The following is an 18,582-nucleotide window of genomic DNA, read 5'->3' on the forward strand; positions in this document are numbered from 1 at the left end:
GGCGGCAGATAGATGCCGTGGGGCTTGCCCCACGGTTTGCGATGACGGACGCAATCTTGATGTTTTCGGCCGCACCGAGAACATCTTTGCGGGATGCCAAATCCGGTGGCCAGCGGCCACCGGTACGACGCTTTCGCCTCTCCGAGACTACCGTAAGCTGAAAACTCACTGAAGCTGGTACTACCAGCGGTCGCCTGGGTCGAACTTGCGATCCGTTCGTTGAGGTCCGACGAGTGCGGATTCGGATGTGCTTACAAAGACCATCCTGCACGAGGCTCGCGACGGATCAGGGGGTCGGCTTCGGGGCAACCGGTGCACTTCATATTGGCAGCGTCCCAGTGGATTTTTTGGCCGACTCGATAGGCGACGTTCCCTAGGTGATTCGCCTCGGTCAACGGTCCGGCGTAGGAGAACGGGCTGCCGGTCTGGCCTTCGCCAAGGCAGGCGGATACCCATTCCTGGTGATGCCCTGGGGAATCTGGGACGAATGGTTCGGGACGTTGGAAATCGACGAATTGATCCTCTGGCAGCAGCAGGTGTTTGTTGTAGTCCGACAACAGCATGCCTTTGTCGCCAACGAACAGAACCCCGCTGTCCCATTGAGGAATTTCACCTTGCGTCCACACATCGGGCTTGTACGATCCCTGATACCAAGCCAATTCCACCGGTGGCTTTCCACCGCGTGCGCCGTATTGGTAGACCGATTTCATGGACGCTGGTGCGATCTCGGGATGCGGTGGAATCCCAAACGACTCGACCGTCTGCGGTGCATCCAGTTCCAATGCCCAATAGGGCAGATCGTTCCAGTGGCTGCCCAGGTCCGACATGGTCCCGTTGGCAAAATCCCACCATCGGTACCAATTGGGCCCGGGGAAATAGACGCGGTGGAAAGGACGCTCCGGCGCCGGTCCCAACCACAGGTCCCAATTCATGTGTTCCGGTGGCGTCATCACGTCGGTCGGGCGTGCATCGACAAACAAACGGTCTTTGTTCGCCTCGGCTTCCGCCTCGCTTTGCAATCCCCACGCACGTGATACCCACACGTGGGCTTCCCGCACGTCACCGATCGCTCCCGATTGAATCAGTTCAACCACGCGGTGATAGTTGTCGGTGGCATGGATCTGGGTTCCCATCTGAGTCACGACACCAGCTTCCTTGGCCGCTTCGGTGATTCGCCGGGTTTCGTAAACATTGTACGCGAGCGGCTTTTCGCAATAGACATGTTTGCCAAGTTGCAGGGCTGGCATCGTGGCGTATGCGTGCGTGTGCTCGGTCGTGCTGACCACGACCGCATCGACTTGATCGCCGATCGCGTCGTACATTTTGCGGAAATCTTGGAACACGAGGGCCCCCGCATGCGCTTGGGCAGCGCCTTCGGCAAACCGAGTGTCGACATCACAAACCGCAAACACATCGACCAGACCTGTGGCGGTGATCGACCGAAGGTTCGATCCACCTCGGCCGCCCACACCGATGAACGCAACTTTCATGCGGTCATTGGCGGCCGCGCGGGCGATTTGTGGCGACACGAACGAAGCCGCAGCAAGGCAACCGGTGCCCGCCACGAACCGACGACGACTGATCTTCGCGGCGGACTGTGAGGACGGTGGGAAAGGCATTATCGAATTCCAAAAAGGCGGGAAGGGATCGGAGGGATTGCCATTGTAAACGCAAACCGACACCGATTGCATCTCGTCGATGCATCCGGAAACTACAGCGGCAAAGCGATTACGATCGTGGCTCGTCGAATGGAACCCGGATCTCGAACCGTGCGCCGCCCAGCGGACTTTCGCTGACCGTCACCTCGCCCTGCATCCGGCGGCAGATGCGACGCACCAAGGCTAGCCCCAACCCCATCCCGGCAGGCGATTTCCCGTACTGCGAATCCCCGCCCAGGCGTCGAAAAGGTTCGAAAATCAACTCTCGATCACATTGGGCAATCCCACTGCCATCATCGTCCACGGTGATGCGAAGCAACCGATCGTCGGCACTTGCGTCAACCAGCACTTGCGACTTGGAATATTTTCCCGCATTGCTGATCAGATTTCCGATCGCCCGCGACAGCCCTGCACGGTAGGTCACGATTTGGATCAGCGGCGCCGCATCGAGTCCCCGAAACGAAATCGCAGAATGCAGCGGCGAGTGGGCCGCTATCGATTCGGAAACCAAGTCGTTGATACAAACATTTTCTAGCTTGCTGCTTTCGTTGCCCTCGTCCTGCCTTGTGTAATCCAACAATTCCCCGACCAGCAAATCCAGATGATCCGTCGCGTCATCGATGGCATCCAGCCGTTCCTGACGTTTCGGTTCGTCTTCGGCCGATCGCACAAGTTCCGTGGCGAACTTGATCCTAGCCAGCGGTGTGCGAAGATCGTGTGAAACGGCCTGCAGCAGTTCCTTCTGAGATTGCAGCAGGCGTTCAACGCGATCGGCCATGTTGTTGAACGCAGCCACGATCGGCAAACCGCGATCCTGTTTGTCTTCGCTGATGCGTACCGACAGATCGCCTTTCGCGATCGCCAGCGCGGCGTGTTCTACCGTCCTTAATTGGTTGGCGATCGGCCGCATCAGAATCGCGATCGAAACCGCTACCAACAGAAAAACACTGCCTAGCCCCAGCAGAATGTCTCGTTGCGAGGGACCGACAAACTTTGGCAGTGGGCCGAGTTCGACAAGCAAGTCCGTATCGGGGATTGCCGCGTTGACTCTGCCACGAAACAAAACAGCCTGACCATCCTGGATCCGCAGCGCCGTCGCCGCTGACATTTGCCGATCGGCGCGTTTGACGATATTGACCGGATACGCAAACCGAGTCTGGATCTCTGCGAGCGTGGATTGCATATTGTCTGGTCCGCCAGCGGACAGCTGGTCGCGGGCCAGCAACGCGCCGCCGGCCAACGCCTCTTCCACCACGCCCATGTTGGCCGCTTCAGTCGTCCCCTGGAACACATACGCCTGGATGACCCAAGCGACCACAAGAATCAGGATGACGCCCAGATAGAATCGAAAGAACAACCGAGTCATGTTGACTTTGCCATCAGATATCCCACGCCGCGAATGGATTTGATTCGCGTCGGTTGACCCGAATCGTCATTCAATTTGCGCCGCAACCGAGACACACGAAGATCGATCGATCGGTCCATGCCGTCGTATGGCAATTCAAGCAGATCCACATAGATCTCTTTGCGATCGACCACCGTTCCAGCACGTTTGGCAAGGTAGACCAACAGATCGAATTCTGCCGTTGTTAGTTCGATATCCTGGCCCGCGATCGCGACACACCGACTAGCGACATCGATCCGCAAATCATCGACCAAGATGGCTTTCTCACTGACCGGATTCTCTGGCTTGTCACCACGCCGCAGATGCAGTTTCAATCGTGCCAGCAATGCACGGGGGCGGACCGGTTTGGACATGAAATCGTCGGCGCCGACTTCCAGGGCAATCACCTCGTCGATCTCTTCGCCGCGAGCGGTCAGGACAATGATGGGACCGCTGTACTTGGGCCGAACGCTGCGGCAGACGCTAAACCCGTCGGTCCCCGGCAGTCCAATGTCCAGCACGACGGCGTCAAAGGAATCCCGCTGGATTCGCTCAATCGCTGTGTTGCCGTCTCGTTCGATGGCAACTTCGAACCGATGTTCGACTAAGAACTCTTGCACCATCGACGCCAGCGGTACGTCGTCTTCGACCAGCAAAATTCGATGCTTCACGGAACTCATCAGGACCTGGATACTTGGATTCTGCGATGGGGCGACACGAGAGATTCCACGATTGTATCGAAAAGAACCGCCAAAACGGGTGGGACTACAGGCCGATACAATACGCTCTGATACACCACTGCTACAGTAAATTGGATGGCGTCTAGCTATATTGTGGGTATCGATCCATTCACCCGACGATGCCGAGACGACTGTTTCAGGCGATCTAGGTCAGGGTGACGCCCCGCAATCGGACGAAAGTCATCGTTAGGTTCCTGATCATTCTGGTCATCATTGGTGCGGCGGGCGCGGCTGCCTACCGACCGGTGATGAAGTATTTGGCCGAACGAAATAAGGTCACCTGGGAAACCGCAGAGCTTGAAACTGGCGACATCACACGCTACGTCAACTCTACCGGCACGATCCAACCGGTTCTTTCGGTGTCGATCGGGTCATTTGTCTCGGGCCCGATCGTCGAATTGAATGTCGACTTCAACGACGAAGTGCAAAAGGGTGACATCCTGGCCCGCGTCGACCCCCGTCTTTTCAAAGCAAACGTCGACCGCGACGAAGCCACCTTGGCGACACGCGAAGCGGATCTGGAACGCGTCGAAGCACAGCTGCAACAATCGCTGAACAACTACATGCGAGGGAAACGGCTGCGGGCGACGAACAAAGATTTCATGTCCGACCGCGAAATGGATGCGTTGACGTTCGAGGTCAAGTCGCTGCAGGCGCAGCGTAAACTTTCCAAAGCATCGATCCTGCAAGCCACCGCATCGCTCGAAACATCCCGTGCCAACCTGAACTACTGCGAGGTAACGGCGCCGGTCGACGGCGTGGTGATCGACCGAAAGATCAACCCCGGACAGACGCTGGCGGCTCAGTTCCAAACACCCGAACTGTTCATTATCGCGCCGGATCTGCGAGAAAAGGTTCACGTATTTGCGTCCGTCGACGAAGCCGACATCGGTCTGATTCAAGTCGCCAAAAAGGCCGATCGAAAAGTCACCTTTACCGTCGATGCACATCCCGACGAAGTCTTTGATGGGACGATCGAACAGATCCGCGTCAGCAGCGTTTCGACGTCCAACGTTGTCACTTATCCAGTGGTCATCGCTGCCAGCAATTCGGAACTGAAACTGTTACCCGGGATGACCGCCAGCATATCGTTCGAAGTCGATTCGACCGAAAACGTGCCGAAGATCCCCAATGCGGCGCTGCGTTTTTTCCCCGAGGACGTGAAGTTGGTGCGGAAACAGGATCAACACCTGATCGACGGATCGAATTGGAAATCAAAGCCCAAGTCCGAAGCCGAAGAACAAGAGAACGCAAACCAAACGGCCACCGAAAAAGCAGAGTCCCAGCGAAAGAAAAATCACCGTCACCTTTGGATGATCGATGGCGATCTGTTGAAGGCAGTCGAAGTGACCACCGGGCTGACAGAGAATCGGTTTACCGAAATGGTCGACGGGGATCTCGAAGTCGGTGCCAAGTTGGTCACCGGACGAAAGGGCTGACGCGGAATGTCGTTTCTGGATACGGTTCGTATCGCACTGCGTGCGTTGCTAAAGAACAAGATGCGAGCGGTTTTGACCATCATCGGTGTCGTGATCGGGATCGCGGCCGTGACAACCATCGTGTCGATCGGACAGGGTGCTAGCCAGTTGGTCAGCGGCGAGTTCGAAGCGTTGGGGACCAACGTGGTCTTGGTGCTGCCCGGACAAACCCGTCGCGGCGGTGTTCGCCAATCGGGCGCTCCGACATTGACGGCCGAAGACTCGGATTCCATCGGCACCGAATGCCCGGCGGTCTTGGCGTCATCACCGATCGTTGGCACGTCAGGCCAGATCATTTACGGCAACGAGAACTGGAACCCCAAAGAGATGCAGGGCGTTGGATCCGACTATCTGATCGTCCGCAACTGGGATCTCGACGCGGGTGGTTTCTTTTCCGACGGCGACATCCATTCCAATGCCAAGGTATGTGTGATCGGACAGACGTTGATTCCAAAGCTGTTTCGCACCGTCAATCCGCTGGATGAAACCATTCGAATCAACAATGTGCCGTTTCGAGTGATCGGAATTTTGGCCAAGAAGGGTGCAAACATGGTTGGCGATGACCAGGATGACATCGTCCTGATGCCGCATACAACAGTCCGAAAACGGATCAACGGATCGCCGCAAGACACGGTGCACGCCATCATGGTTTCGGCCCGCAGCACCGACCAGATGGGGATCGCAACCAAACAAATTGAATCGCTGATGTACGAACGCCATCAGGTTGGCCCCCAAGACGAGGCGGACTTCAGCGTTCAAGACACGACCGAAATTGCTGCCACCTTAGGGATCATCACCGGCACGTTGACGTTGATGTTATCGGCAATCGCCGGTATCTCGCTGTTGGTCGGCGGCGTAGGCATTATGAATATCATGCTAGTTTCGGTCACCGAACGGACTCGAGAAATCGGGATTCGGATGGCGATCGGTGCACGGGGCAAGGATATCTTGCGACAGTTTTTGATCGAATCGGTCGTCCTGTCCTGCATTGGCGGTGCGATCGGTCTGGCACTGGGGACAGCGACATCGATGGCGGCCACTGTCCTGATCAACGCCTACAAGCCGGGCACCGAGTGGCCGATGGTGGTTTCCATTCCGGCGGCCTTCGTCGCGATGGGTTTCGCGGCCGCGGTGGGTGTGTTCTTTGGCTATTACCCAGCCCGGCGAGCAAGCAAGCTGGACCCAATCGACGCGCTGAGGTACGAGTAGATGGCGTTGATCGAACTGAAAGACGTTCGCCGCGTCTACGATCTTGGCGAAGTGCAGGTACACGCCCTTCGTACTGTCACGCGGAACGTCGAACTTGGCGAATACATCGCGTTGATCGGTGCATCGGGCAGCGGCAAGTCCACGCTGATGAACACGCTTGGCTGTCTGGATCGTCCGACCCACGGCAGCTACCTGCTAGACGGCCAAGAAGTGGTCACGATGAACCGCGACCAAAGGGCAAAAATCCGCAACAAACAACTGGGGTTTGTGTTCCAAAGTTTCAATCTGTTGAACCGCACGTCGGCGCTCGAAAACGTCGAACTTCCGTTGCTGTACGGAGCGAAGATTCCTGCCCGCGAACGTCGCGACCGCGCGATGGAGATGCTGGGCAAGGTGGGACTAGCCGATCGGTACCATCACCATCCGAGTCAACTATCGGGCGGCCAACAGCAACGCGTCGCGATCGCCCGAGCTCTTGTGAATCGACCGTCGATCCTGATGGGGGACGAACCAACCGGCAACCTCGATTCGAAGACCAGCCGCGAAGTGATCGAGCTGTTCCGTGAACTCAACAACGAACAGAAGATCACCGTCATCTTGGTCACTCACGACCAGAACGTCGCCCGGAATGCCAAACGAACGATCGTCCTGCGCGACGGCGAAGTTGTCGAAGACACCGAAGATTTCTCGATCGCCAAAGCCGCTCTGGAATTCGATCCCGAGCTCGGCCCGTAGTGGAATTCGCCAGAAATCCCTTTGGTTAGTGAAGAGGGAACTCTGGCGAATTTCACGACGATCGGCTTGCGGATAATCGGTTCAGGCTGCGTATTCCTACCTTTTGTATCCATTGCACTCAGCCTCCGTTCTGGTCGTAACGGCAGATGTCCATCATCTGGTGAATCCGGACTGACCGTCCGAATCCTAAAGCTATGGATACGTCATCAGATAGAAACGTTCTTCGCTACTGCTTGATCACGCTGGTCTTTGCAGCGCCACTGATATCCCGTGCCGAAGAACCGTGCCAACCGATTCTACCCGAGCAGCGATGTCTGGACGTTCGAAGTCCCGGACAAATGTGTCAAGTGGCGGTTCCCTTGACCCGGCGTCCGGCAACCGTCAACGATCCCCAATTCGACGCTCCCGTTCGACATCTGACATTGAACGATGCGATCAACATTGCCTTGGCCAACAGCGAAGTCGTGCGAGTCCTGGGCGGCGTCACCGCATCGACCAGCGGACGCACGATCTACGACACCGCCATCATCAACACGACAATCGACCAACAGCGAGCCGCGTTCGATCCGAACCTGCAGCTGAACAATTCGTGGAATCAAACCGAAACCCCGACCGCCGCTTTCGACCCGCTGGACCCGACCAATGCGATCATCAACGGGACACAAAACGAAGGTTACGGACTGGACTTTGGGTTGTCCAAACGCAACCTGCTGGGCGGCACCACGAACCTAGGCGTCAATAGCAACCGCAGCCGCATCACGCCTGGATTCCTGCCCCTGAATCCCGCGGACCGTACCGCGACCGACCTAAGTTATACGCAACCGATCTTAGCCGGCGCCGGCAAGGCAGCCAATCAAGTCCCGATCGTGCTGGCGAGGATCGAAACCGAACGATCCTACTTCCAATACAAGGCTGCCGTTCAGCAGTCCGTCCAAGGCGTGATCGAAGCGTACTGGTCGCTTGTGTTTGCGAAAACCGACCTGTGGGCAAGAAACCAGCAAGTCGAACAAGCCACGTTTGCTAACAACCGCACGATCGCTCGCGTCGCCGCGGGCGACGCAAGTTCCGGCGACTTGGCTCAAACCCAACTGGCGCTCGAAAACTTTCGCGCAAGCCTATTGGCGTCGCAAGCCAACGTGCTGCAACGACAGGCCGCTCTGCTGAACATCCTGGGTCTCCCTCCCTACGAAGCGCAGCGAACGGTGCCGGTCACGCCGATGACCGAGGACTTGATCGCCGTTGATTGGGCGTCGATCAATGAACTTGCGCAGCGTGAACGCCCCGACATCATCGAACTGAAGCTTATCCTAGAAGCCGACCAACAACGTTTCTTGCTTGCGGACAATCAAGCCCGGCCTCAGCTAAACGGCGTCGCGCTGTACCGCTGGAACGGGCTCGAAGGGATCGCACCGGCGGGCAACCGAGTTCGCAGTGGCTCGGGAGACTTCGAAGATTGGTCACTCGGCATCAACTTTTCAATACCGTTGGGATTGCGTGCCGAGCGGGCTTCCCTGCGTCAACGCCGACTGATCATTCAACGTGATCGCGCGAACTTGGACCAGGGACTGCACAACATGCAGCATCTATTGGCGCTAAGTCTCCGCAATCTGGAACAGTTCTATGCTCAATACGAACGGTTCCAAGCCGTCCGCGTCGCCGCTCGTAAAAACCTAGAACAACAACTAGCACAGTATGACGAAGGCATTGTTCAGTTTATCGTCGTCCTGCAAGCGATCGTCGATTGGGGCAATAGCGTCAGCGCCGAAGCCCAGTCGTTGTCTCAGTACAACACGGAACTGGCCAGACTAGAACTGCAGACCGGTACGATTCTGCAAGAGCACAACATCGTCTTTTTCGAAGAACGGTTCCGTTCGATTGGACCAATCGGCCGACTAGGAAGCGAGGAATGCTATCCGCGCAGCCAAAGACCATCGGCGAACGTTGATCGCTATAAAGGCGGTTCCCAACCATCCGAAGATTTCTTTGACCTGGAAGATCCCGTCAACCGAAAGTCAGCGTCCGAATCGGATCAGTCATCGCCCGTGGAAGTTGACATGGACACCGACGTCGAGTTCCAAAAGATCGATGCAAACCAGGATGGAGAGATGACCGATGAAGAGATCGACAAGATGCTTGAAAAGAAGAATGCGATGCGAACCTTTTCTGACTTTTTGAAATCCAGGCTGCGTCGATAACCGATTCCTAAACCGGCGGCATCGTTATTCGTAGACGTGGACTGTCCAAAGCGATGCTTCCCCCATGCCGGCAGGGTAGAATGCCGATCCAGACGCCACCTGGATCGCGGTGGTGGGCGGCGAATCGATCGAAATCGCCGCCGTCGCCCTGAACCGCCCCTGTCGGTCTGCAATCGCTCCCCCCCCACTCGTTATTGTCATTTCGAAAGAGGTACTGCCATGTTCCCAAAGAACCATTTGTTGGGTCGCCGAGAAATTTTGCAGGGCGGCGTTGCTGTTGGCACGGCCGCCTTTACGACCGCGGGCGTGTTCGCCGACATGATCCAAACGCCCCCGCAGACCGAGGGCCCGTTCTACCCCAACCGGATGCCCCTGGATACCGACAACGATCTGTTGGTGATCAACGATTCGATCACTCCCGGCGTAGGCGAGATCACGCATCTGTCGGGGCGAGTTCTGGATAGGAAGGGCAACCCAATCCGGAATGCGTTTGTCGAAATCTGGCAGGTCGACAACAACGCGGTTTACATCCATACCGACGATCGGACCAACCGCGACAACCAGGACACGAACTTCCAAGGCTACGGCCGTTTCTTAACGGATTCGAAAGGCCAGTACTATTTCCGCACCATCAAACCCGTTCCCTATCCTGGACGAACGCCGCACATCCACTTCGGAATCAGCAAGAACGCAAAACGCATCCTGACGACACAGCTGTACGTGAAAGACCACCCGGCGAACGCCAAGGATGGGATTCTGAATCGGATCGACAAGACGGCCAGAGAGACCGTCCTGGGCGATTTCAATCCAATCCCGGGATCCAAGTTCGGCGAACTAGCGGTGAACTTCGATATCGTGTTAGGCATCACCGCCCAAGAAGCCGAAGACGGCACCATGCATGGGATGGGCAAATCGGATCGACAAGGCGGTCGCCGCCGCGGCTAGACATCGTTCCGTTTGAACGTTAGCCGTCTGGGCGCACGCGGCCAAAACGCAGCGATGTGGTAAATTCCGTAGCGCAAGTCGCCAAGACTTTCGGTGGTCCAACGTCCACCGAACGAAACTCTTGACGAGTTCGGCTACGAAAGAAACACCCAGGACGTGGGGGGATGAACGATTGGCGGCATCAAGACAGGCTTTCCTGCATATCGGCTTCGACGACGTTCTTTGCGAAACTCTCGTACGCTGCCCCGATCTGTTCCGCCATCGGGTCGGGCCATGCATGGAATTCGCCCGCCGCAAGGGCGTCGAAGATCGACTGTGCCACCAAGGACGGCGAGGCGGCGCTGTCGCCGAAACCAGCTTCCTGTCCCATGTCGGTTTGAATCGGACCTGGGTGGACGCTGACGACCGCGGTCCCATTAGCCTTTAGTGAATCACGGAGCCCCTGGGTGATCGAATAGCTGGCGGCCTTCGATGCACAGTAGGTTGCCATTTCAGCGAACGTTTTGACTGATGCAACGCTGTTGAGTTGGACCAATGCACCGCCGCCGTTGGCTGCCAAGACCGGTGCGAACGCTTGGGCGACTCGCATCAGTCCGTAAACATTGGCGTTCATTTCGAACTGCAGCGACTCGATCGCATCGGCGTCGACTGCCGCACTCTGTTTTAGCACTCCCGCATTGTTGACCACGACGTCCACGTCGCTTGCCTGCTGCGCTGCGGCGGTAATCGATGATGGGTCATCCAGATCGATTCGAACCGGCACGACCCGATCGCCATGCTCGGCAACCAATGGCTGGGCGGATTCCAATTTGCGTACCGCCGCGTAAACCTTCACGGCACCGCGACTGAGTGCTTCTTCCAGGATCACCTTCCCGATGCCACGGTTAGCGCCGGTCACCAAAACGGTCTTGTTCTTCACGTCAAATTTCATCGGTTTGTTTCTTGCTGAATGGAATAGATACGAGTGGCTTGTCGAACCAGCGTTTGCGATTGGTCGTCAAGCAAAGTCATGGAAATCTTGGTCAGGTGTGGTCGTGTCAGTTGGCAGCCGAATCGTCCGCGCTCCAAACGTTCTTTGCGAACATCGGATCGACCGGCGTATCGGCGACGTGATTGGTGTAGTTCGACAAGACCTTGTAAGCGGTCCCCAAAACGACCTCGAAAACAGTTCGCTTGGTGTATCCGGCCGCAATCAGTTCATCGATGTCACTGTCCTGCATCCAACCGCGATTGAGGTTGACCTTTTCTGCGAAAATTCGCAGGGCTTCCAGCTTTGCGTCTGCAATCGGTGTGCCATCCCGCAGAGAGGTAATCACATCCGGCGGTACCTTAGCGCCCTGCATGATCGTCGTATGGGCGGCCATGCAGTACGTGCACCCATTCAAGCGATTGTTCGTCATCGCGATAATCTGCTGCTCGGTCGGACTCAAATCCGTGTGTTCGCTAAAGATGTTGGTGATCGTTTGGTAGGCTTCCAATAGAGCAGGCGACTCGGCCATCACGGCATACAAATTCGGCACGACACCATATTTCTTCAGCCCCTTCTCTAACAAAGGCTTGCTGTCGCCGCTGGATTCGACGGTATGTACTTTGAAATCAGCCATCTTGATTGCTCCTAATTGTGTGTACCGTTCGGTCCAAACTGGATCGAAAGGGACGTGCCGCTGGATCGTGTTTCCGCTGTGCACGCGGTCGCGTGCATGTTGCTTAGCCCGTTGAATGGCCATCGAAAGGCTTGATCCGCCAATCCCAAACTTTCGCTCGGATAGTTTCACCGTCTGTTTAGGCCGCACATTTTCGCCGCACGATGTCGCGGCCTGTGGATCCGCTTTGATGTTTGATCTGTGTCGGATCGCCAAAACATTCAGTCGATGTCGACAGGTTCGCCGCGGCGGTAGCGGCCCGGTGGCATCCCCATCGCCCGGCGAAAAGCAACGCTGAGGTATTCTTCGTTTTGGTAGCCCGAACGTTCTGCGATCTGCGCGATCGTCAAATCTGATTCATTCAACAACTGGCACACACGCGCGATTCGCCGACGGGTGATCTCTTGGTGCAGAGTTCGGCCGACAGTGTTTTGGAATCTGGATTCCAGGGAACGACGCGAAATCGAGACCACCTTCAAGACGTCACGAACGTTGACCCCTTCGCTGTAATGGTCGCGAATGAACCGCATGGCGATCGCAACATCTGGGTCGTCGATCGCCAGGACATCGGTCGATTGCCGGGAAACGACTCCAAGCGGCTCGATTAAATTACAAAGCTTCGTCCTCTTTTCGCCGTTCATTAGCGAGTCAAGACATTTGGCGGCCATGTATCCAGTGCGATTGGCGGCCGGGACGACACTGGACAGCGGCGGCGTACAAATTTCGCACAGGACTTCGTCGTTGTCGACGCCGACCAACGCGACGTCTTCGGGGACACGGATGCCCTGTTCGCGGCAAACATCCAGGATTTCCTGGGCCTTGATGTCATAGCAAGCCAGCACACCGACGGGCCGTGGCAACGACTTGATCCAGTGGGTCAATTGCTCTCGTTCGGAAAGTGCGGACTGTTGCCCTTTCGCGCCGCGTTTCGGTTGGAAAACATTACACTCGAACCCGCCTGCCGCCACGTATTTGGCAAACCCATCGCGGCGAAGTTGCGACCAACGGAAACGCGGTTCGTCACAGTAGGCAAAGTTCCTCAGCCCACGCTCCTGCAGATGATAAAACGCCAAACGCCCGACTCCGACCTCGTTGATTTCGAAGTACGGGATCTCTGGGATGTGCCGCGCCGCGCTGACATCGACCACCGGCAAATCCAGCCGTTGGATGGCCGCAGCGACGGCGTCGTTTTCGATCCGCGCGATGATCCCGTCCCCCTTCCACCGCTTCAACCACTCGGGCGGCCCCGAATCACGGCCAAGCTCGGGCAGGTAGATCGACCACAGTTCGTTTTCGTGCATGTACGACGCGATCCCCTTCAACAGACCTCGCGCGTAGGCGTTGGACGTTTCGATCAGCAACGCGACCGACCTGGATCGTTCCGTCGCGGCCGCTTGGTCTCCGGACCGATCGACCGACGATTTCCCGGTGCTTCGCTGACCCTGCATTTTTGCAGAGACCGGCGTTTTCAAATCCGAATCGGGATCCATGGATGATTTCACAGTTCTAAGGCACCCAAACTGGAGCAATCGGAGACAGAAAAAAGGCGTCACTGCCCCGGAGCGTAAAATAAAACAAGTTACCTGCGCATTTTTGCATTCAACACAGGATTAGCGTCGCTATAATCGCCACAAAGATTCCCGGTACGGAGCTGGGACCATCCAGCGTCAGGAATCGAGCGGTAAGTTGCAGCTTGCGATTCTCGCACCCCGACAGGGGGCGGGGAAGTCGCAAGCACGGTGGGAAGACGCTTTTGGCGGCTTTCATCGAACCGAAACACCCACGTGGGTTGAATTTGCGGTTGGAAATTGCCTGCTTCGTCGCCCCATGATCTTCCAAGTCGGGCTTTTCAAGTCGGGGATCCCTGATCCGGCTCAGCGATGCCCCGCCTTTCCCTTTTCTTAAACCAGCCTTCATTATGCCTGATCAACGAATCGCAATGTCACTTGGATCAACACACCGGGGCAGATCCGTTTTTCTTGCCTCGCTATTTCCGTTGGCAGTGCTTTTGACCGCGTTCATGGCGACGGGCGCGTTCACGTCGACAGCCTCGGCTGCCGACGTCGACGTTCTGTTCCTTGGCGATTCCGGCCATCACCAACCACGCCCCCGATTCGACGAACTGGCGCCGATGATGCAGCAGCGTGGGATCCAGATGACCTACACCGACGATGTTGCCGACCTGAACGCCGAAACCTTGTCCAAGTATGACACGTTGGTGCTATACGCCAACATCGACGAAGTTTCCAAGGATCGCTCTGATGCGTTGCTGGCGTATGTCAACCAGGGCGGCGGATTCGTACCGCTGCACTGCGCTAGCTACTGTTTCCGCAACCAACCCGAGATGGTTGCGCTGATGGGGGCTCAATTCAAGAGTCACGACACGGGCGTCTTTCAATCCGAAGTGGTTGGCGGTGAACATCCGGTGACGGCAGGTTATGGCGGGTTCCAAAGCTGGGACGAAACCTACGTCCATCACTTGCATAACGACAAGAACCGCACCGTCCTGGAATACCGCGCCGATGCCAACGGACGCGAACCATGGACGTGGGTAAGAAACCAGGGCGATGGCCGCGTGTTCTATACCGCATGGGGACACGACAGCCGAACTTGGACGCACCCAGGATTTTTGAACCTTGTCGAACGAGGCATTCGCTGGGCTGCGGGCAAAGATCCACAGACTGCGGGACAATACCTAGCGTCGACACAGGTCATCGCACCCGAGATGACGCAGATGGCGGCTGACCGGGCGGATTTCGAATACGTGGACGTGGGCCGTGAAATCCCGAATTACACGCCATCGAACAAGTGGGGAACTCAGGGCGAACCGCTCAACATGATGCAAAAGCCACTGTCGCCTGCCGAGTCGATGAAGCACTTGGTGGTCCCCAAGGGTTTCCACGTCGAACTGTTCGCGTCGGAGCCCGATCTTGGCGGCAAACCGATTGCCATGGCATGGGACGAACGAGGCCGGCTATGGGTCGCTGAAACCTACGACTATCCCAACGAACTGCAGCCCACCGGCAAGGGTCGCGACCGAATTCGCATCTGCGAAGACACCGACGGCGACGGAAAGGCAGACAAGTTTTCGGTCTTTGCCGAACAACTCAGTATCCCGACCGGAATCACGTTCACTTCCGCCGGTGTCGTCGTGCAAAACGGCGTCGAAACACTGCTGTTGACGGACACCGATGGAGACGACCGCGCGGACCAGCGAAAGGTGTTGGTCGCCAACTGGACATTGGGCGATACCCACGGCGGGGTCAGCAATTTCCAATATGGATTGGACAACTGGATCTGGGCGATGCAGGGTTACAACCAGTCGGCGCCAGTGGCCGACGGCGAAAAGCAACAGTCGTTCCGCAATGGATTTTTCCGCATGCGTCCAGACGGATCCCAAGTGGAATTCATCCGTTCGACCAACAACAACACCTGGGGAATCGGACTCAGCGAAGAGGGCCTTGTCTTCGGATCCACCGCCAATGGCAACCCCAGCATCTACATGCCGATCGCCAACCGATATTACGAACGTGTGCGTGGTTGGACGCCTTCGCTGACATTGTCATCGATAGCCGACACCAACGATTTCCAACCGATCACCGACAAGGTTCGCCAAGTTGACCACCACGGGGGATACACCGCAGCCGCCGGCCATGCGTTGTACACCGCGCGCGAATACCCGCAACAGTATTGGAACCGAATCGCATTTGTGTGCGGTCCCACCGGTCACCTAGTCGGTTCGTTCGTGCTGAATAACCGCGGGTCCGACTTTTCATCCACCAGCCCCTTCAATTTGCTGGCCAGCGACGACGAATGGACCGCCCCTATCATGGCAGAGGTCGGCCCCGACGGTCAGGTTTGGGTCGTGGATTGGTACAACTACATCGTGCAACACAACCCGACGCCGGAAGGTTTCCAGACTGGCAAGGGTGCCGCATACGAAACCAAACTTCGTGACAAAAAGTATGGCCGCATCTACCGATTGGTGGTCGACGATTCGAACGTGCCGGCGATTCCCAACCTAGCCGATGCCACCCCCGAACAATGGGTCGCCCAGCTAGCCAATCCCACACAGATTGTCCGCAAACACGCACAACGTCTTTTGGTCCAGCGCGGCAACACGGATGTTGCTGCGGCACTCACCGAATTGATCGCGGATCGATCCACCGATGCAATCGGGTTGAACGTGGGTGCGATCCACGCCTTGTGGACCATGCACGGCCTTGGATTGCTTGACGGCACGCACCCCGATGCAACCGCGACAGTGGTGTCTGCGCTGTCGCACCCATCGGCGGGAGTGCGGCGAAACGCACTGCAGGTCCTGCCCAAGTCGGCGGCATCCATCGATGCATTGCTGGCTGCGGGCATTTTGCGAGATCGTGTCGCACTGGTTCAATTGGCGGGACTGTTAGCCATTTCGGATTTGCCGTCCGCAGATCAACCCAATGGCGATTCGGTGTCCAGCCAACGTGCAGCAGCCGAACTGGTGCACCTGCTAGGCCAGCGAGTCGTGATGGCAGATCGCTGGCTTCCCGATGGATTGACCAGTGCCGCTGCGGTCCACAGCGCCGCGTTCCTAGGTGCGTTGACGCAGGCCGGTGAATTGCCATCGGATTCGTACCAGATCATTCAACGCGTGGCAGAACATCATGGCCGGGGCGACCATGCCTCGGATGCCGCAGTCCGATTAGCCGGCCTGCGTGACGCCGACGCCAAGGTCTTTGACGCGGTGATCGCCGGGTTGGCCGCAGGACTAAAATCCGACACCAATGTCGACCTGGACACAGCGACCGAAAAGACGTTGATGGACATGTTGGCTAAGGTCAATCCAGTGTCACGAGGAACGTTGGTGAAATTGGCGACCGCTTGGGGCAGCAAGAACTTCACCAAGTATCAACAACAGATTGTCGACGACCTGCTAGATCAAGTCACCGACGAAGACGGAACCGATGATTCGCGAATCGACGCTGCTAAACAGGCGATCGCGTTCTTGCCTGACGACGAAGATCTTTCGTTGACCCTGTTGGAAGAAGTCAATCCACGAACGCCGCCCGCGGTCGCAGCCGGAATCATGACCGCGTTGGGGGAAAGTCGCTGGGACGGTATCGGCGCCGCGATCGCCGAATCGATCCCGCAGATGACTCCGACACTGAAACAGATTGCGTTGCTGCAACTTCTGCGTCGGCCATCGTCCACGATGGCGATGTTGGAAGCCTGCGAAGCCGGTGAACTTTCGCTTTCGGATCTAGCGTTGGATCAAAAGCAATCGCTTGCCAATCACCCCAACGCGCGGGTCAAAAAGCTGGCCAACCGATTGCTGGCCCAAGGTGGATCGTTGCCAAATGCCGATCGTCAAAGAGTCGTGCAGCAGTACCTGGATTCAACCAAACTGAAAGGCGACGTCGCCAAGGGAACGATCGTGTTCAAGGAACACTGCTCGAAGTGCCATGTCCACGGCGATGTAGGCACCCAGGTTGGCCCAAATTTGACCGGGATGGCGGTCCACCCGAAAGCCGAATTGCTGACACATATCCTGGACCCCAGCCGCAGTGTCGAGGGTAATTTCCGGTCCTATACCGTGCTGACGCTCGATGGAGTGGTGCTCAATGGCATGCTGGCTTCGGAATCCAAAACGTCGATCGAATTGTTCGACACCGAAGGCAAGAAACGTTCGGTCCTTCGCGAAGATATCGATCAATTTGTGATGAGCACCAAATCGGTGATGCCCGAAGGATTTGAAAACGCCATCAAGCTTGATGCGATGACGGACCTGTTGGAGTTCCTGACTCAGAAAAGCCAGTTTGTTCCGATCAGTCTGGACAAGTATGCGACCGCGATCAGCACGAAATCACTGTTCACTGGCAACCCGGCGGACGTGATGGTATTCGACGATTGGCAGCCCAAGACGTTTGCGGGCGTGCCGTTCGTTTTGACAGATCCCATGGGACAGTCCAAAGCCAACATCATCTCGCTGTACGGCCCCCGCGGACCCGTGTCCAAAACCATGCCGCGTTCGGTGACGCTGCCTTGCAACACGCCGGTCGCGGCCATCCACTTGTTGGGTGGCGTCGGCGGATGGAATTCCCCGTTCGGGACCAAGGGCAGCGAATCGATGATCGTACGTTTGAAGTTCGGCAATGGAACAAGCGAGGACCACCCGCTGCTAAACGGTGTGCACATGGCGGACTACATTCGCCGCGTGGACGTGCCGGACAGTGAGTTCGCATTCGCGCTGCGAAATCACCAGGTGCGGTACCTGAAGGTGACGCCCCAGAGCCATGAAACGGTCGAAACCATTGAACTGTTAAAGGGCACCGATGACACCGCGCCGTTGGTGATGGCCGTGACGATCGAAACCCTTTCGGCGGGGCACTAGCGTCCACGGCGAATCGCGTTGGTCCTGGAAGCCCACAGCACTTCGATCGCGGTTCCAACCGAACCATCCCCACGGATCTAGCAGTCTGTGATTCGTGGCGATGGTCCGTGACGGTAATTGGGGGGTGACGAATTATGGCGGCGAGCTGTAACAGCGAATTGTGACAGTGAATTGTGACAGCGGGGGCCACCTGATCGCATGGTCAGTATGGCGGAACCC

At 57.0% G+C, this 18,582-nt stretch carries 12 protein-coding genes; 6 read left to right on the forward strand and 6 right to left on the reverse strand.

All coding sequences use genetic code 11. The features are described 5' to 3' along the window. Positions 1-251: 251 nt before the first annotated feature. The 3 genes from K227x_RS17650 to K227x_RS17660 all read right to left on the reverse strand — a co-directional run bounded on the left by K227x_RS17650 (position 252) and on the right by K227x_RS17660 (position 3,722). Positions 252-1,619, reverse strand: a complete 1,368-nt coding sequence (locus K227x_RS17650; protein WP_145171530.1) for a Gfo/Idh/MocA family protein — start codon at positions 1,617-1,619, stop codon at positions 252-254. A gap of 109 nt (positions 1,620-1,728) precedes the next feature. Beyond that, positions 1,729-3,024 carry an ATP-binding protein gene (locus K227x_RS17655; protein ID WP_145171533.1) on the reverse strand — a complete coding sequence of 432 codons (1,296 nt, stop codon included), beginning with the start codon at positions 3,022-3,024 and terminating at the stop codon, positions 1,729-1,731. Beyond that, positions 3,021-3,722 (reverse strand): response regulator transcription factor, encoded by a 702-nt coding sequence (locus K227x_RS17660; protein WP_145171535.1) that lies wholly within the window; start codon positions 3,720-3,722, stop codon positions 3,021-3,023. The genes K227x_RS17655 and K227x_RS17660 overlap by 4 nt, the downstream gene beginning before the upstream one ends. Before the next feature lie 215 nt (positions 3,723-3,937). On the opposite strand from K227x_RS17660, the gene K227x_RS17665 reads away from it, so the two are divergent. From K227x_RS17665 to K227x_RS17685, 5 genes are all read left to right on the forward strand, one after another. Further along, positions 3,938-5,221, forward strand: a complete 1,284-nt coding sequence (locus K227x_RS17665) for an efflux RND transporter periplasmic adaptor subunit (RefSeq protein ID WP_145171537.1) — start codon at positions 3,938-3,940, stop codon at positions 5,219-5,221. 6 nt (positions 5,222-5,227) lie between these two features. Continuing rightward, positions 5,228-6,469 (forward strand): ABC transporter permease, encoded by a 1,242-nt coding sequence (locus K227x_RS17670; RefSeq protein WP_145171539.1) that lies wholly within the window; start codon positions 5,228-5,230, stop codon positions 6,467-6,469. Further along, positions 6,470-7,204, forward strand: coding sequence for an ABC transporter ATP-binding protein (locus K227x_RS17675; RefSeq protein WP_218933329.1), 735 nt, complete (start codon positions 6,470-6,472; stop codon positions 7,202-7,204). Positions 7,205-7,398: 194 nt separating this feature from the next. Beyond that, a complete protein-coding gene (locus K227x_RS17680) occupies positions 7,399-9,399 on the forward strand; it encodes a TolC family protein (RefSeq protein WP_145171541.1) in 2,001 nt (666 codons plus the stop codon). Between the two features lie 219 nt (positions 9,400-9,618). Further along, positions 9,619-10,344, forward strand: a complete 726-nt coding sequence (locus K227x_RS17685; RefSeq protein WP_145171542.1) for a dioxygenase family protein — start codon at positions 9,619-9,621, stop codon at positions 10,342-10,344. A gap of 181 nt (positions 10,345-10,525) precedes the next feature. On the opposite strand, the gene K227x_RS17690 is transcribed toward K227x_RS17685, so the two are convergent. The 3 genes from K227x_RS17690 to K227x_RS17700 form a co-directional block, all read right to left on the reverse strand. Further along, entirely contained in the window at positions 10,526-11,275 is a 750-nt protein-coding gene (locus tag K227x_RS17690) for an SDR family oxidoreductase (RefSeq protein WP_145171544.1), read from the reverse strand. Between the two features lie 106 nt (positions 11,276-11,381). Beyond that, on the reverse strand, positions 11,382-11,948 hold the full coding sequence (locus K227x_RS17695; RefSeq protein WP_145171546.1) for a carboxymuconolactone decarboxylase family protein: 567 nt from the start codon (positions 11,946-11,948) through the stop codon (positions 11,382-11,384). Positions 11,949-12,208: 260 nt separating this feature from the next. Further along, entirely contained in the window at positions 12,209-13,489 is a 1,281-nt protein-coding gene (locus K227x_RS17700) for an AraC family transcriptional regulator (protein ID WP_246145888.1), read from the reverse strand. Between the two features lie 518 nt (positions 13,490-14,007). Here K227x_RS17700 and K227x_RS17705 point away from each other — a divergent pair. Then, positions 14,008-18,363, forward strand: a complete 4,356-nt coding sequence (locus tag K227x_RS17705) for a PVC-type heme-binding CxxCH protein (RefSeq protein ID WP_218934074.1) — start codon at positions 14,008-14,010, stop codon at positions 18,361-18,363. The last annotated feature ends 219 nt before the right edge of the window (positions 18,364-18,582 follow it).

The sequence above is a fragment of the Rubripirellula lacrimiformis genome, from assembly GCF_007741535.1.
Lineage (GTDB): Bacteria > Planctomycetota > Planctomycetia > Pirellulales > Pirellulaceae > Rubripirellula > Rubripirellula lacrimiformis.

What these genes read in the sequence shown, in the direction of transcription:
- K227x_RS17650 (WP_145171530.1), bottom strand. Translation starts at nt 1,619, where the DNA reads ATGCCTTTCCCACCGTCCTCACAGTCCGCCGCGAAGATCAGTCGTCGT.
- K227x_RS17655 (WP_145171533.1), bottom strand. Translation starts at nt 3,024, where the DNA reads ATGACTCGGTTGTTCTTTCGATTCTATCTGGGCGTCATCCTGATTCTT.
- K227x_RS17660 (WP_145171535.1), bottom strand. Translation starts at nt 3,722, where the DNA reads ATGAGTTCCGTGAAGCATCGAATTTTGCTGGTCGAAGACGACGTACCG.
- K227x_RS17670 (WP_145171539.1), top strand. Translation starts at nt 5,228, where the DNA reads ATGTCGTTTCTGGATACGGTTCGTATCGCACTGCGTGCGTTGCTAAAG.
- K227x_RS17675 (WP_218933329.1), top strand. Translation starts at nt 6,470, where the DNA reads ATGGCGTTGATCGAACTGAAAGACGTTCGCCGCGTCTACGATCTTGGC.
- K227x_RS17680 (WP_145171541.1), top strand. Translation starts at nt 7,399, where the DNA reads ATGGATACGTCATCAGATAGAAACGTTCTTCGCTACTGCTTGATCACG.
- K227x_RS17685 (WP_145171542.1), top strand. Translation starts at nt 9,619, where the DNA reads ATGTTCCCAAAGAACCATTTGTTGGGTCGCCGAGAAATTTTGCAGGGC.
- K227x_RS17690 (WP_145171544.1), bottom strand. Translation starts at nt 11,275, where the DNA reads ATGAAATTTGACGTGAAGAACAAGACCGTTTTGGTGACCGGCGCTAAC.
- K227x_RS17695 (WP_145171546.1), bottom strand. Translation starts at nt 11,948, where the DNA reads ATGGCTGATTTCAAAGTACATACCGTCGAATCCAGCGGCGACAGCAAG.
- K227x_RS17705 (WP_218934074.1), top strand. Translation starts at nt 14,008, where the DNA reads ATGGCGACGGGCGCGTTCACGTCGACAGCCTCGGCTGCCGACGTCGAC.